Here is a 15,570-nt window from a genome sequence, read left to right as displayed (position 1 = left end):
TTTGGCCGAAGGTCGTCGTCATGACGGTCGGTTGAAACCATCGGCAAGGAGAAGAGCATGACGCTCCAGACACTGCCCGGAAAGATCCTCGACAATGCGCATCATACGCTGCTTCTGATGCACGAGGACGCAGCGTGCCACGCAATCTGCGTGGTCAATGACAGCCGCATCGGAAATGTCCGCTCGAAACTGGGCCTCATCGAAACCATTGCAAGCCGCAAGCTTCACCAGGGCGAGGTGGCTTTCGACGGCCGGGTGTGGATCACCCCCTCTGACCTGCCGCATCCCGGCCACTAGGCCGGGATCTTGGGCCGGGATATCGTACCGGGCGTCAGCGTCGGGCCGTAACGCTTTCGATCGCCCTGGCGATATCCTGCTCATTATAGGGCTTTCGCAGCAGGCCGGCTTCCAAGGGCGCGCCCTCGGGCTTGTGGTTTTCGCCGGTGGCAAAAACGACGGCAAGTCCCGGCTTCATGGCGATCGCGCGCTGCACCAGTTCTCCGCCGCTGATATCCGGCAGGCCGATATCGGTCAGCAGCAGATCGATCTCGGTACCTGCGAGCTCCGCCAGGGCTTCCTGCCCGTTCGAGGCCTCGATCACCTCGTGACCGAATTCCATCAGTATTTCAGCGGTGTTGCTGCGGATGAGAAAGTCGTCTTCGACCAGCAGTATTTTGAGCGCCGTTGGTGAGCCGTCAGTTGCCGGCGCCAAGGCTTCGGTTCTCGGTGCAGTCGCCTGTTCAAGCTGCTTCTGGTTGGCGATCACGTGGCGGATGCGCCGGGCCAATGCCTCGCGGGTATAGGGTTTGGACAGAAGTTCGACGCCGACATCGAGAATGCCGCCATGGACGATCGAGTTTTCCGTATAGCCTGATGTGAAGAGCACCGCGAGATTGGGCAGACGCTCCTTGGCGCGGCGCGCCATTTCGCGGCTTTTCATCGGACCGGGCATGACGACGTCGGTGAAGATCACGTCGATCGGAATGCCGCTATCGACCACGTTGAGACCCGCCTGGGCATCCTTGGCCGACAGGACCCGATAACCGAGATCGGTCAGCGTCTCGATCACGGTGTTGCGGACCTGCTCGTCATCCTCGACGACAAGCACCGTCTCCGTGCCACCGACGACCGGACCGCCCTGGATGACGACCTCGCGGTCCTCGTCGGCAACCGAGCGGGGCAGGTAGACCTTGACCGTCGTACCCTGGCCGACCTCGCTATAAATCTTCACATGCCCGCCGGACTGTTTGACGAAGCCATAGACCATGGAGAGGCCAAGCCCTGTTCCCTTGCCTTCCGGCTTGGTCGAGAAGAACGGTTCGAACACCTTTTCCAGTACATCTGGCGTCATGCCGGACCCGGTATCGGTAACGGCGAGCAGCACATATTGACCGGCTGCCACTTCTGCATGGGCGCGGGCATAATCCTGGTCGAGGAAGGCATTGCCCACCTCGATCGTCAGCTTGCCGGATCCTTCCATCGCGTCACGGGCATTGATCGCAAGGTTCAACAGCGCATTTTCGACCTGCGTCGGATCGGCATAGGTGTTCCAAAGCCCGCCGCCGGCAATCACCTCGACTTCGACCGCCTCGCCCAGCGAGCGGCGCAGGAGATCGTCCATGCCGGAGATGAAGCGGCTGATATTGATAACCCGCGGCTCCAGCGCCTGGCGACGGCCAAAGGCAAGCAGCTGGCTGGCCAGCTTGGCGCCGCGGTTGACGCCTGCAAGCGCGTTTGAGACGCGCCGCTCGGCGGTGTCGTTGCCGGCGATGTCCTTGGCGAGAAGCTGCAGATTGCCCGCCACGACCTGCAGCAGGTTGTTGAAATCATGCGCCACTCCGCCGGTCAGCTGGCCGATCGATTCCATCTTCTGCGCTTGTTGCAGCGCCCGCTCTGCCAGCCGGCGCTCGGCGATCTCCGCCTCGACCCGCGCTTCCAGTCCCTCGTTGAGCTGTTTGAGCTGTTCTTCCGCGCGCATCCGGTGGCGGACCTGCCGCTCCAGATTGCTCGCATGTTCCTGCAGGCTGGCTTCCGCCGCGCGCTGCTCGGTGATGTCGGTATGGACGCCGACCCATTCATCAATCTCGCCTGAAGCGTCGATGATCGGCACGCCACGGATCGAGAAAGTACGGTAGACGCCATCATGCCGCATCACCCGGTGTTCCCAGATATAGGTGGACTTGGTGGCGACGGCAGTCTGCCAGCTGGCGACGGATCCGGCCCGGTCGTCCGGATGCACGGCGTTCGACCAGCCATATCCCTGGTATTGCTCGGGAGACTGGCCGGTCAGTGCCGCCCAGCCCGGCTGCTCGCCGACCATCCGACCATCGGCCGTATTGGTCCACAGCACGCCGTGGATGGCGTTGACGGCCGCGCGGAACCGGTCATTGCTGCGACGAAGCGCGTTCTCGGAGCGTTTTCGGCTTTCGATATCGATGATCAGCACATAAATGCCGTCAATCTCACCCGTGACAGTGCGACGTGGCACATAACGCACTTCCGCTGCCCGGCTTTCGCCGTCCGGCCTGCGGATCACCGTGTCGTTGATGATGGCCTCGCCGGAAAACGCCTTGTTGATGAAGGGGACGCGAGTCTTGTAATAATCCTGGCCAACGATATCCGCCACATGTTTGCCGATCACATCGGCAGCGGGAAGGCCGAACCATTCCCGGTAGCCTTCATTGGCAAAACGATAGGTGTTGTCGCGGTCGATGAAACCGACCAGGATCGGCAGCGCATTGGTGAGTCGGGAAAGTTCCTCACGGCTTTCCGCCAGCGCGTTGAGCGCCTTCACCTTGTCGGTGTTTTCAAGCACGGTGCAGAGCACGCCGTCGACCTTGCCGCTTTCGGCATAGATCGGCGTGTAGAACAGGTCGAAGACCACGTTTTCCGGCACGCCGTGGCGGTGAAGCACCATCACCTGATCGCGGAAGGACTGCACTTCACCGCGGAAGCCGGCTTCGAGTATCTTCCTGTTCCACTCCCATATTTCCGGCCAGATGCCGGGCACGGTCTGTCCGAGCGCACGGGGGTGATAGTTGCCGGCGATCTCGATATAGCCGTCATTGTAGATCATCACATGATCGTCGCCCCACATCAGCACCTGCGGGATGGGCGAGTTGACGATCGAATTGACCTTGATCCTCAGATGCGACGGCCATTCGGCGATCGGGCCAAGCGAGGTCTTCGACCAGTCATAGCCGCGTACGAGTTCGCCCGCTTCGCCTCCGCCAATCGGCCAATGGGCGGATACGACCTGATAGTTCATGAATTCACCAAGCATATGAGGATGGATTGAGCCGGCACTATATGGCGTAGGGTGCCGATCTTCCAAGTGCTTGAAGCATAATTGCGCTTTGTATTCCGGTGCAAGCCGCAAGATTATGGGTGGGTTGCTGAAGACAGACTCGTCTCTTGGCGTTCTCGACTTCGAATTTCGGCCGGGACACGTCGGGTGCCTCGAATTGAGTTTTTAATAGTGACACTCGGCGTGTCCCGTTCGGTGTGTTTTTCCACGCAACGCCGGTCCGTCTGCTGCGGATCGGATGCCTTTCGGCAAGCGACCCGGGATGTGTGCGACACACGCACGCCCCTTGTTCAGGGAGGCAGACCATTTTCTGCGCGGCCCCGCATGTCTCGCCTGCATAAGGGCGGTTCCTGCGATCACCGGCTCCCCTTCGCCGGTTATGCGGACCGGTGTAGCCGAAGCGGAACGGGGTAATTGTAGGCACAGGTCGAGAGGGCGGGGATGAAATTTTATTCAAGAGGCTGATTTGATTGGCCCCGAAGGCGGATCCATCCCCAAGTCGGGGCCGTTTTCGGTGCCTGACTTCCTAAAGCGCAGGACCGAGCCGGATCGGGCTTCCATCGGAAAACCGCGACAGCCGGAAACGGCTGAGGTTATGCCCGACAGCATTGCCCTGAATAAGATCGGCGACGATCCGTCCAATGCCCGGTCCGATGCCGAAACCGTGGCCGCTCATGCCGGTGGCGATGAACAGGCCATCGATCGACCGGGCGCGATCGACAACCGGCACGACATCCGGCATCGCATCGATCATGCCGGCCCAGCTGGTCTTCAGGCGAACCGGTCCGGCGCTCGGGAACAGCCGCTGGAATTCCCGGACAACCGAGCGAAGCCCCGTTTGCGAGGGTGCCGGATTGAGAACGCGCATCCGTTCGAACGGGCTGATCGTCTCCGCGGTCCAGTCCCTCGGCGTTGACCATGCATCGGGATAACCGGAGGGGGCCGCTGGCAGGTAACGCAGCCCGAAAGGATTGTCGAAAAGGGCCGGCAGATATTTGATCGCATGGCGAAAGGCATCCGGCCCGATGTAAAGCGCACTGCCGCCACCGGGCGCCAGCGTATAACCGCCGTCCTGCCGGCGCCGGAAGGCGACATGATCGTCGACGCCCGCGCCCGCATGCACCTCTGGCATCGGCTCGGTGGCGGCGACCGTCGACCGGACGCTGAGCTGCGGGATGGAAATGTCGTGCTTGCGCAAAAGCAGCGACGACCACGCGCCGCCGGCCACCAGCACGTTGGAGGCCTCGATCAGGCCAGCCTCTGTCCACACGCCGCTGACCCGTCCGGCGGATATATCGAGGGTTCGGGCGGCGCAGTTCTCGACGATCGTGACACCCTTGCGCGCCGCCAGCCGGGCAAGCGCCGGCACGGCCAGCCAAGGCTCCGCCCGCATGTCCGAAGGCGTCGTCATAGCGCCATGGAATTTGCACGCCATCCCGGCTATGAAGCCTGCAGTTTCCGCCGAACTCATCAGCCGCGTATCGACGTCGTGGACCCTGGCGATCTTGATGAAGTCTTCGAAACGGCGCATGTCGCTGGCCGAATTGCCAAGATAGGTGACACCGGTCTGGGCAAGCCCGATATCCTCGCCGCATTCCCCTGCCAGCTGTCTCCAGAGCCGGCACGCCTCGATGACGATCGGCAACTCGTCGGCGTCGCGCCCCTGTTTGCGGATCCATCCCCAGTTTCGCGATGACTGCTCCGCCGCGATCCGCCCCTTTTCCACCAGCGTGACCTGCACATCTTTTTCCGCAAGATAAAGCGCGGTGGTAACGCCGATCACGCCCCCGCCGATGATCACCACATCCGAACGTTTCGGCGTCGGGCCGGGAAACTGGATGGGGTCTGCTTCGGAAAAGGGAAAGATTGGCACGGGTGCGTCCTGACTGGTGGGAGGTTGCTGTACCAAGTCGTATCCAGTCAAACGGGGGCGATCAAGAACGTAAAGCGGCACAGTGTGCGTTGGTGACGGTAATCGCGTGCAGCGGGTAATGGTCCGGTCTATCCGCCGTAAATTGCGGGTGGCGCGCGGAATAAATCCCGTCTCCGCGGTGGATCGTAATACCGAGGAGGGCAGGGGTTAAACTCAGGGATGATGCCCGAAGCCCCATGTATGATTGAGGTTCGAACGGCCGGATGAGAACGTGCTGAGCGGGCAGAACAGGGGTTCTGCCAAGCGCCCGGCTTTAAGTCCCGCGCAGGATGCGGGATCGGAACCAAAGCCGGGGAGAAACCCAGTTCGAAGGACATGACCATGAACGTTCTAACCGACAAGCTTCTGTCCCAATCCGCCTATTCGCACGAGATCGATGTGTCTTTTGAGGCGGTCGATATCGCCGACTGGCTGTTCAATCTGGCCGAGGCCGAATATCAGCGCTGCTGCCCGCCGGACCATATCGCCGCCGGATCGACCACGGCCGATGACGGACGCCGCATGTCGATCAACGTCGAAATGATCGGCACGGGCCTGGTCGTTCAACATTATGTCGCGGACGAAGCCACGCCGTCCTATTGCCGGATGAACTCGATCTCCGACGTGTTCACGCCGACTGGCGAACGCACGCAGGTCAACGTCATCTGGGAATTGATCGCCGAACCCATCGACGGCAACCGCACGCGTTATACGAACCGTGTCACCTGCCATCCGACGGACGCCTTCATGAGCTTCATCGAGCAGCACGGCCAGACATTCGAACAGGCCGCCGCCGCCCGTCAGGCCGCCGGCGGCGACCATAATCACCGTGAGACCCCGCTTTTTGCGGAGAGTATTGCCCGGAAGGCGCGCGCCAAGGCGGCTGCCAGGATGGCGGCCGAGTAAAGTCTGCCTTTAGCAGAACGTAAAACGCCGCCCTTCGGGGCGGCGTTTGCCATAAAATCACTGAGGTGGTCACTTCGGACCGGCTGAAACGCTTGGCGTTACCCTCAATCGTCCTTCATCTTCAACGCCGCAATGAACGCTTCCTGCGGAATGTCGACCTTGCCGAACTGGCGCATGCGCTTTTTGCCTTCCTTCTGCTTGTCGAGCAGTTTGCGCTTGCGGGAGGCGTCGCCGCCGTAACACTTGGCGGTCACGTCCTTGCGCATCGCCGAGATGGTTTCGCGGGCAATCACGTTGCCGCCGATCGCGGCCTGGATCGGGATCTTGAACATGTGCCGCGGGATCAGGTCCTTCAGCTTTTCCACCATGTCGCGGCCGCGCTTTTCGGCAGCGGAACGGTGAACCAGCATGGACAGCGCATCGACTGGCTCGCCATTGACCATGATCGACATTTTTACGAGGTTGCCCTCGCGATAGGTGTCGAGATGGTAGTCGAACGAGGCGTAACCCTTGGAGATCGACTTCAGGCGATCGTAGAAATCGAACACCACTTCGTTGAGCGGCAGCTCATAGGTGAGCATGGCACGCTTGCCGACATAGGTGAGTTCCGTCTGGATGCCGCGACGGTCCTGGCAGAGTTTTAGAATGCCGCCGAGATAATCGTCGGGCGTCAGGATGGTGGCCTTGATCCAGGGTTCGCGGATTTCGGCGATGCGCACCACATCCGGCATGTCGGCAGGGTTGTGCAGCTCCCGCTCGGAACCGTCGCTCATGGTCAGCTGGTAGACCACTGACGGGGCGGTGGCGATCAGGTCGAGGTCGAACTCGCGCTCGAGGCGCTCCTGAATGATTTCGAGATGCAGCAGGCCGAGGAAGCCGCAGCGGAAACCGAAGCCGAGAGCGGCAGACGATTCCATTTCGAACGAGAACGAGGCGTCGTTGAGACGCAGCTTGCCCATCGCGGCGCGCAGGTCTTCGAAATCGGCCGCATCGACAGGGAAGAGACCGCAGAACACAACAGGCTGGGCCGGCTTGAAGCCCGGCAGCGCTTTCGCCGTCGGCTTCTTGTCTTCGGTGATCGTGTCGCCGACGCGTGTATCGGCAACTTCCTTGATCGAGCCGGTGAAGAAACCGATTTCGCCCGGACCGAGTGAATCGACGGCCAGCATCTTCGGCGTCAGTACGCCGACGCGTTCGACCTGGTATTTTGCGTCCGTGCCCATCATCCGGATGGTCATGCCCTTGGAGAGGACGCCGTCGAGAATGCGCACCAGAACCATGACGCCGAGATAGGTGTCGTACCAGCTATCGACCAGCAAGGCCTTCAGCGGGCCCTTGTCCCCGGCTTCGCTCTTCGGCGGCGGCAGCTGGTGGACGATGGCTTCGAGAACGTCGGGAATGCCGAGGCCGGTCTTGGCCGAGATCAGCACGGCCTGCGAGGCATCGATACCGATCACTTCCTCGATCTGTTCCTTGATCCGCTCCGGTTCGGCGGCGGGAAGGTCGATCTTGTTGAGGACGGTGACGATCTCGTGATTGTTGTCGATCGCCTGATAGACGTTGGCCAGCGTCTGCGCTTCGACCCCCTGGGAGGCATCGACGACCAGCAGCGAACCTTCGCAGGCGCTGAGCGAACGCGAGACTTCATAAGCGAAGTCGACATGGCCGGGTGTGTCGATCAGGTTGAGGATATAGGTCTCGCCGTTGTTCGCCTTGTAATGCAGGCGGACGGTCTGGGCCTTGATGGTGATGCCGCGCTCGCGCTCGATATCCATCGAGTCGAGAACCTGTTCCGACATGTCGCGTTCGGCAAGGCCGCCGGTCGTCTGGATCAGACGGTCGGCCAGCGTCGACTTGCCGTGGTCGATATGGGCCACGATCGAGAAGTTGCGGATATGGTCAAGCGGCGTGCGGGAATTGGTGCTCATGGTTCGCGCATATATCAGTGACAATCCCCGCCGCAAAGGGGGAAGATAACCGTTTGTTGACTATCAGCCCTCCAGGGCCTGCGCCTTGGCTTCCGCCTGCGCCTCTGCAGCCCCCGGTTCCGTCATGGTCGCGGCGTTCGGCATCTGCGCGCTGCGCATCTCGTGGCTTTCGCGCTCGTCTTCCGGCGCCGGGCCGCGTTCCTTCAGACGGAAGACGATATAGGCGCCATAGGCGATGGCCACGAGGATGATCGCATAGATGAAGGTCTGCTGGCCGAATTCCGGGGCCAGGAAGGTGATGGCAAGCGGCACGATCGTGGCAGCCGTCGACCATGCGACGAGCAGCGTCGAGGAGAGCGGCACGAAATCGCCCGGATCGGCGCGGTCGTTGGCATGCGCGTTGGCGACCGAATAGACGGTCTCGACGGCACCGCCGAAGACGAGGAAGACGATCATCAGCAGCACGAAGGTGGTGAACGACACCATAAGCGCCGCAATGCCGGCAACCACGATCAGCCCGCAGGTGAACAGCAGCACGACGCGGCGATCGAGCCTGTCGGAAATGATCCCGAGCGGATACTGGATGAACAGGAGCCCCGTCTGCATTACCAGCATGAGCAGCGCCACCTCGCCCTGCGTCACGCCGTTCAGTGTCGCATAGATCGGGGTAAAGCCCTGCACCACCATCGAAAGCCCGCCGGAGGCCAGAACGCCGACGAGGCCGACCGGCGAGATCTTCCATGCCATCTTGACGTTGACGCTGACGCTGGCCGGCGCCGGCGGGTTCGGCAGGCGTGTCAGCCCGATCGGCAGGATGGCGAGCGCGGTGACGAAAACGACGATCAGCGGCGCCAGATTGGTATCGGCCGGCACCTGTCCGAACAGCCATGCGCCGCCGCCGAGCGCCAGAACGAAGGACATGTAGAAGAACGACATCGCCCGTCCGCGCCATTCGTTGGAGGCCGCGTGGTTGAGCCAGCTCTGGGCGATGATGAAGTTGACGTTCGACGCGGCACCATAGATCGCGCGTGCCAGAATCCACCAGGCGGCCGGCAGGTCGGCGGCGATCAGCACCGCACCGATGATGACCATCGCCATCGAGCAGGCGAACAGCCGCGCATGGCCGACGCGGCGGATCAGCGGTCCGGCGAGGACGCAGCCGAGCAAGCCGCCGAAGGCAAGCGCGGGCACGGCAAGGCGTGCAGCCCATGTCTCGCCGCTCTGGGTCAGCACGAAGGGAACGTAGGTTGCCATGATGCCGCTGCCGATGGCGGCGATCGTCATCGAGATGATGATGCTCGCGATGGAGAGGGGCGAAACTCTGACCTGAGCCTGAGCCGTCATGCAAAATCTCCGAAAGCCGCTATGTCTCACATCATCTGTCCGGCCTGCTTATCCTATCCGACGGTGGGTCCGCTATCGCACAAACGCCACCGCGGCGAATTTTCCGACGGGATCGTCAAAATGATTGACTCCACGATGAGAGAATGAAAATCTCTGATAATGGAAAATTCGGACAGTGAACTCGAATTGGCAATCGGCGAGCGGTTAAGAACCCTGCGGGCGGCGGGCGGACTGACGCTCGAACAGCTGGCGGATCGCTCCGGTGTCAGCCGGGCGATGATCTCCCGCATCGAGCGCGCCGAGGCAAGCCCGACGGCGGCGCTTCTGGCGCGGCTTTGCGAGGGGCTTGGCCTGACGCTGTCGGCCTTTTTCGCCCCGGACGAGCCTTCTTCCTCGCCTTTGTCGAAACGTCCCGAACAGCGGCTGTGGCGCGATCAGACGACCGGATATCTGCGCCGTTCCGTGTCTCCGCCGGGCATGCCGAGTCCTGTCGATATCGTCGAGATCGATTTTCCGGCGGGCGCTCGGGTCAGTTTTCCGCCGCGCGAGGAAAGCCGGGTGATGACCCAGCATGTCTGGCTGTTCGAAGGGGTGCTCGACATGGTGCTGCCGGATGTGACCTATCGGCTGCAGCCGGGCGACTGCCTGTTCATGGATATCGGCGACGCTTTCGACTTTCACAATCCGTCCGGCAAACCGGCCCGTTACGCCGTGATTTTGAACCGTGGACGCTGACATGACAAAGGCAACAGACATGACCACGACGATCCGCATCCTCGACGCCGCACAGGCGCGCACCGCCATCCCGGACCTTTGCGAGACCCTGTCCGACTGCATCAACGGCGGCGCATCGCTGGGCTTCATGCTGCCCTTCGCGCCGAAGGATGGAGAAGCCTATTGGGGTGACATAGCCGATCAGGTGGAAAAGGGCGGCATCATCCTCGGCGTGGCGGAAGTGGAGGGGCGGGTGGTCGGCACGGCGCAGGTGGGCCTCGTCGCAAGGCCGAACCAGCCGCATCGCGGCGACCTTATGAAGCTTCTCGTGCATCGATCTGCCCGCGGGCTCGGCCTGTCGCGAAAGCTGATGGCGGCGGTGGAGGAGGAAGCCGCCAGCCGCGGCCGCACGCTTCTGGTTCTCGACACGGCGACGGGCAGCGAAGCGGAAAAGATCTATCCGCGTTTCGGCTGGCAACGCGTCGGCGTCATTCCCGATTATGCGTTATGGCCGCAGGGCGGTTTTTGCGACACGACGATCTTCTACAAGCGGATCGGCTGACGGAAGGCCGGGTCGCGGCCGGCCTTCCGGTGCCCTATCAATTGCCGGCCTGCAGCGTTCTGCCAAAGGCTTCGACGATGAGACGACTGAGCTGTGCATGGATGTCGCCACGCGGGCGGGCGGTTTCCTCGCAGATCGGGTCGCTTTCGCCGACGGATTTGAGGAAATCCGATGCACCCGGCTTGCAGATCGGCAGGAAACTGTAGTGGTCGGCATCGTCGATCCGGATGTAGCTCGAGCCGGGGATGTCTTTTGCGAGTTGATCCGCGAGAACAGCACGCGGCACCTCACCTTCGTTGCCGAGATTGACGAGCGTGACCGGTATATCGATCGTTTTGACGCTATCCGGCTTCATCACGGTACCAAGCCCCGGATCGATTGCCACGACCGAGCTTATGCGCGGGTCGCGGTTGGATTGTTCGAAGAGCTTCCGATTGATATTGCGCAGGTCGAATGGCTCGACCTTGACGAAATCTCCGCCGGCATAGCCGCGGCCACCGCGAAACCAGGTGCAATCCAGCATGCCGGGCTGTTCGTCATCGCAATAGTTGACGAAGGCATCGAGGTCCGGTCGGGCACCGGCCAGTTCCATCGCCGTGGCCCCGCCGAGAGAAAAGCCGAGCATGCCGATGCGCTTCTGATCGATGGAACCCTGCCAGTCTGGATCTGCGGCGAGTGCGGTGATCAGGACCGAGATATCCTGCGTGCGTTCCCATATTTTCGGTGTGGCGGCAGGTGTGGAATCGCCGCTGGTGGTGCCGGGATGGTTGGGTCCGGCGACGATATAACCGGCCTTGGCCAGTTCGGTGGCAATCCAGCCCATACCGTCTACACGTGAGCCGGAACCATGCGAGAGCAGCACCAGTGGAAAACGACTCTCGCGGATAGTCGCATTGGTTGAGGCGGAGTTGGCTTCGAAAATCCTGTCGTCATCATGCTCGGTCGTCTGCCCGTCACCTTTCGACGGGTACCAGACGATGACGGCGAGCGGCCGCGGATAATCCTGTGTGACGACGCTGATCTTTCGGACGCCGACGGGTTCGGCGGCGCTAGCCGTTGTGGCGACCGTGCAGAATAGGAGGGGGAGGAATAGTGCAGTCAGTTTCATGGGTGACCTCGTTTGTTGGAAACGGGGTCAGTGATGCGAGATGAATGGCGGACACTCGACCTCGAACACGATCGAGGTCGTTTATTGTCATCCGCCGTTTCTGCCGGCCCGCAAAGGAGAGCCGGCTTGCGGCCTCAGGCCTTGTGGTGGCGTGGCGTCCGTTCCGTCAGGAAATAGACGAAACCGACAGCCGACAAGGCCACGCCAATCGTTGAGGCGAGCATCCAGCCGCCCTCGGCAAAAGCCCAGGCACCGATGGCGGAACCGAGTGCGCCGCCGACGAAGAAGGTTGCCATGAACAGGCCGTTCAGGCGCGAACGGAGATCGGCGCCGAGCGTGTAGATCGCCCGCTGGCTAATGACGAGCGTCATTGCCACGCCGAAATCGAGCAGAACCGCTGCAATCGTCAACAGGGCCAGTGCTGCCGTTGATCCCTCGTCAAACAGATGGGTGATCAGGAAGGCGACGCCGACCGAGAGGATGCCAAGTCCGGTTGCCGGCTTGCCGAGGTTACGGTCCGCAAGACGTCCGGCGATCGGCGAGGCGATGGCGCCGGCAACGCCGACGAGTGCAAAGAGAGCGATGCCGTTCTGGCTGAGGTTGAATGCAGGGCTTGCCAGAACCAGCGGCGTTACCGTCCAGAACAGGCTGAAGGCGGCAAACTGGCAGAACTGGTAGAAGGCGCGACGGCGCAGGATTGGTTGGGTGGCATAAAGCGTGACCAGCGAGGCGAGCAGGCCGGCATAGGAAAGCTGTGTGCGCGGCGTCCGCTTCGGCAGGCGAACGGCGAGGATGAAGCCGAGCGCGACCATGACGGCGGCCGAAGCCAGGAAGATGACATGCCAGTTGGACAGGCCGGTGACGAAACTTGCGACCGGGCGCGCCATCATGATGCCGATCATCAGGCCGCTGACCACATTGCCGACGACCTTGCCACGATGTTCCTCCGGCGTCAGGCTGGCGGCGAAGGGCACGATCATCTGCACCGCCGACGAAGTCAGCCCGATGGCGAGCGAGGCAAGCAGGAAGGGAAGGGCGGTGCTTGAGAGCCCCGCCGCAACCAGCGAGAGCGCCGTTGCCGCGATCATGATCAGGATCAGCCGTCGATTTTCGAGAAGATCGCCCAACGGCACGATGAACAGCAGGCCGAGGCCGTAACCGATCTGGGTCAGGGTTACGATCAGGCCGGTCAGGTGGGGCGGAAGGCCGATCGCCGCTGCGATCGGGCCGGCGAGCGGCTGGGCGTAATAAAGGTTGGCGACGATCAGGCCGCATGCTGCGGCCATGACGAAGGTGAGGCCGGCGGTCATCCGGCCATGGCTTGCCGGCGCTTCGATCGCCGCGGACGTATTGGTCATCGGGGTATCCTTGAAAAGTCTCTTGTATTGCTCAGTCGAGCAGCGTCATCGCCACATCGACCACGGAAAAGGTTTGTGCGCGGCTGGGGCTGGTCTTGCCCAGAACGCGAAGGCCCTGAACGACGGACAAAAGCAGACGCGCCGTCGCATTGGGCTCGATCGAGCGATTGACGGTGCCATCCTCTTGGCCCCTTCGGATCAGCGCCTCGAACGTGGTCTCGAAACGGTCCATGGAACGTTCGACCCGGCGCGCCGCCTCGTCGTCGAAGATCGCAAGCTCGACGGCGGTCCCGACCGCCAGGCAGCCACGGCGACCTCCGTCGCCATGAGCGCCTTCGGCATAAAAGGCGAGCATGCGCCGCACACCGTCGCGTCCGTCGGTCGCCTTGGCCAGTTCCTCGTCCAGAAGCGCGTTGCGCACCTGCTTGTATCGATCGAAGGACGCAAGGAAGATCGCATGCTTGTCCTTGAATGCCTTGTACAAACTTCCGGCCGTCAGCCCCATCGCCTCGCGCAGGTCCGAGATCGAGGTGCCGTGATAACCCTGTTCGCTGAACACGGTGATCGCCTTGTCGAGCGCCTCGTCGATATCGAATTCGCGCGGCCGGCCTGCGGCTCGCGCGCTGGTAGGGCTGATGTCGATGCTCATGACAAAATCCAATTAGGAAATGATTGTTTCCAAATAGGCGCATGATCTGGTTCAGTCAAGCGGCGCGATTGCAAGCGGCGAAAGAATTTCGGAACCGTTTCAGATTCCATGGGTTGGAACCCTGTCACCAACCTTGAAAGCTGGAGGACAGACATGAGCAAAAGTGACGTAGAACAGGCCATCAAGCGTGCCAAACGGCAGGTCGAAAACACCAGTTCGGGCGGCCACCTCGGCGGTACCTATTACGGGCAAGGCCCGGATGGAAAGACATCGTCGATGAACACGAATGTCGGTAGCAACCGTACCAATAGCGGTAGCTGACGTCACATCGCTTTAAGGTCCGGAGCATGATGCACCGGATGAAAGTTTGAAGAGCCCCGCCACGTGCGGGGCTCTTTCGTTTTTCGCAGATCACCCCTGCTCGACACTTTCAGATAAAATGATCCGCGTGCCTGTCGGAATGCCTGCCGCCCGGCCGTCCTTGACGTATGATGATGGCGAAGGAGAGCCGTGCCATCGGAACTGACGATTGGAGGAGGGCAGGATGAAAAGCAGTCATTATCGCTGGGCCATCGTTTTCGCCGGCGGCCTGATGGGCTGCGTGGCAATGGGTGTGATGTTTTCGCTCGCCGTGTTTCTCGAACCGATCGCGCGCCAGACCGGCTGGTCGCATGCTGCGATTTCGAGCGCCATGACACTCAATTTCATCGTCATGGGACTGGGCAGCTTCATGTGGGGCGCAGCCAGCGACCGGTTCGGCACGCGGATCGTGGTGCTGATCGGCTCCGTCTTTGCCGGCCTGGCGTTGGTGCTGGCCAGCCGTGCGCAGAGCCTTTTTTCGTTCCAGATCCTTTATGGCTGCCTTGTCGGCCTCTCCGCCAGCGCCTTCATGGCGCCGATGATTTCGCTCACCATGCGCTGGTTCGACGACCACCGCAGTCTCGCCGTATCGCTCGTATCGGCCGGAATGGGCATGGCACCGATGACGGTCTCGCCGCTCGCCCGGTTTCTGATCGACGAATATGGCGACTGGCGCATGGCGATGTTGACGATCGGCATCGGTGCCTGGGTGATCCTTCTGCCGACAGTGCTTCTGGTCCGCAATCCGCTCGACGAGCAGGCGGTGGCTGATGGCCCGCAGGCGGAAGGCGCTGCGCTGCCGCTTGCGAAAGTCTTTCGCTCGCCACAGTTCCTCGTGCTGGCCTTCACCTTCTTCGCCTGCTGCGCGGCCCATTCGGGACCGATCTTTCATATGGTCAGTTATGCGATGTATTGCGGCGTGGCGCCGATGGCGGCCGTCTCGATCTACAGCGTCGAGGGTGCAGCAGGGCTCGGCGGGCGCGTAATTTATGGCCTCGCGGCGGATCGATTTGGTGTCAAGCCGGTGCTGATGACCGGTTTATTGATCCAGGCTTTGGTGATCGCCGCCTATACGATGGCAACCGATCTTGCGCATTTCTACGTTCTGGCGATCATTTTCGGCGGCACTTACGGCGGTGTCATGCCGCTTTATGCGGTGCTGGCACGTGATTATTTCGGCGCGAGGATTCTCGGCACCGTGCTGGGTGCGGCCTCTATGCTGTCGAGCATCGGCATGGCGTTCGGGCCGCTGGCCGGCGGTTGGGCCTTCGACGCGTTCGACAGCTACAACTGGCTGTTCTTCGGATCTGCTCTGGTGGGGCTTGCGGCGGTGCTGATTGCGCTGGCTTTCCCGCCCCTGCCGGCGCGCGACGACGAAAAACTGCAACCGGCATGACCGGAAAAAGCAAAGGCCCGGAAATT

General features: G+C 61.7%; 13 protein-coding genes. 6 read left to right on the top strand and 7 right to left on the bottom strand.

All coding sequences use genetic code 11. The annotated features are described in order from the left end of the window. Positions 1 to 57 precede the first annotated feature (57 nt). Positions 58 to 297, top strand: a complete 240-nt coding sequence (locus FHP24_RS09565) for a hypothetical protein (RefSeq protein WP_139675822.1) — start codon at positions 58 to 60, stop codon at positions 295 to 297. Between the two features lie 34 nt (positions 298 to 331). Here the strand turns inward: FHP24_RS09565 and FHP24_RS09560 are convergent, their stop codons facing one another. Together FHP24_RS09560 and FHP24_RS09555 are read right to left on the bottom strand one after the other, a co-directional pair. Continuing rightward, positions 332 to 3,268: a hybrid sensor histidine kinase/response regulator gene (locus tag FHP24_RS09560; protein ID WP_139675821.1), complete on the bottom strand. Its 2,937-nt coding sequence runs from the start codon at positions 3,266 to 3,268 to the stop codon at positions 332 to 334. 565 nt (positions 3,269 to 3,833) lie between these two features. Then, the gene (locus FHP24_RS09555; protein WP_139675820.1) at positions 3,834 to 5,180 is read right to left on the bottom strand and encodes an NAD(P)/FAD-dependent oxidoreductase; all 1,347 of its coding nucleotides are present in this window, start codon (positions 5,178 to 5,180) and stop codon (positions 3,834 to 3,836) included. A 381-nt stretch (positions 5,181 to 5,561) separates the two neighbouring features. Between FHP24_RS09555 and FHP24_RS09550 the strand changes: the two genes are divergently transcribed. Then, positions 5,562 to 6,125 (top strand): hypothetical protein, encoded by a 564-nt coding sequence (locus tag FHP24_RS09550; protein ID WP_139675819.1) that lies wholly within the window; start codon positions 5,562 to 5,564, stop codon positions 6,123 to 6,125. A gap of 104 nt (positions 6,126 to 6,229) precedes the next feature. On the opposite strand, the gene lepA is transcribed toward FHP24_RS09550, so the two are convergent. Continuing rightward, on the bottom strand, positions 6,230 to 8,053 hold the full coding sequence (gene lepA / locus FHP24_RS09545; protein WP_139675818.1) for a translation elongation factor 4: 1,824 nt from the start codon (positions 8,051 to 8,053) through the stop codon (positions 6,230 to 6,232). A 63-nt stretch (positions 8,054 to 8,116) separates the two neighbouring features. Next, complete coding sequence (locus tag FHP24_RS09540) at positions 8,117 to 9,397, bottom strand: MFS transporter (protein WP_139675817.1); 1,281 nt, start codon at positions 9,395 to 9,397, stop codon at positions 8,117 to 8,119. A 159-nt stretch (positions 9,398 to 9,556) separates the two neighbouring features. On the opposite strand from FHP24_RS09540, the gene FHP24_RS09535 reads away from it, so the two are divergent. After that, positions 9,557 to 10,132: a helix-turn-helix domain-containing protein gene (locus FHP24_RS09535; protein ID WP_139675816.1), complete on the top strand. Its 576-nt coding sequence runs from the start codon at positions 9,557 to 9,559 to the stop codon at positions 10,130 to 10,132. Positions 10,133 to 10,151: 19 nt separating this feature from the next. Beyond that, entirely contained in the window at positions 10,152 to 10,673 is a 522-nt protein-coding gene (locus FHP24_RS09530) for a GNAT family N-acetyltransferase (RefSeq protein WP_139676204.1), read from the top strand. A gap of 37 nt (positions 10,674 to 10,710) precedes the next feature. On the opposite strand, the gene FHP24_RS09525 is transcribed toward FHP24_RS09530, so the two are convergent. From FHP24_RS09525 to FHP24_RS09515, 3 genes are all read right to left on the bottom strand, one after another. Then, a complete protein-coding gene (locus FHP24_RS09525; protein WP_139675815.1) occupies positions 10,711 to 11,781 on the bottom strand; it encodes an alpha/beta hydrolase family protein in 1,071 nt (356 codons plus the stop codon). 134 nt (positions 11,782 to 11,915) lie between these two features. Further along, positions 11,916 to 13,139: an MFS transporter gene (locus FHP24_RS09520; RefSeq protein ID WP_139675814.1), complete on the bottom strand. Its 1,224-nt coding sequence runs from the start codon at positions 13,137 to 13,139 to the stop codon at positions 11,916 to 11,918. 31 nt (positions 13,140 to 13,170) lie between these two features. Beyond that, on the bottom strand, positions 13,171 to 13,788 hold the full coding sequence (locus FHP24_RS09515; protein WP_139675813.1) for a TetR/AcrR family transcriptional regulator: 618 nt from the start codon (positions 13,786 to 13,788) through the stop codon (positions 13,171 to 13,173). Between the two features lie 153 nt (positions 13,789 to 13,941). Here FHP24_RS09515 and FHP24_RS28700 point away from each other — a divergent pair, with 153 nt between their 5' ends. Together FHP24_RS28700 and FHP24_RS09510 are read left to right on the top strand one after the other, a co-directional pair. Then, on the top strand, positions 13,942 to 14,109 hold the full coding sequence (locus FHP24_RS28700) for a hypothetical protein (RefSeq protein ID WP_180355938.1): 168 nt from the start codon (positions 13,942 to 13,944) through the stop codon (positions 14,107 to 14,109). 223 nt (positions 14,110 to 14,332) lie between these two features. Beyond that, positions 14,333 to 15,544, top strand: a complete 1,212-nt coding sequence (locus FHP24_RS09510) for an MFS transporter (protein ID WP_139675812.1) — start codon at positions 14,333 to 14,335, stop codon at positions 15,542 to 15,544. The last annotated feature ends 26 nt before the right edge of the window (positions 15,545 to 15,570 follow it).

Origin of the sequence: Aliirhizobium smilacinae, assembly GCF_006335145.1 — a bacterium.
Classification (GTDB): Bacteria; Pseudomonadota; Alphaproteobacteria; order Rhizobiales; family Rhizobiaceae; genus Neorhizobium; species Neorhizobium smilacinae.
Note: the sequence above shows the minus strand (reverse complement) of the source record. Positions and strands in the feature narration are given on the sequence as shown.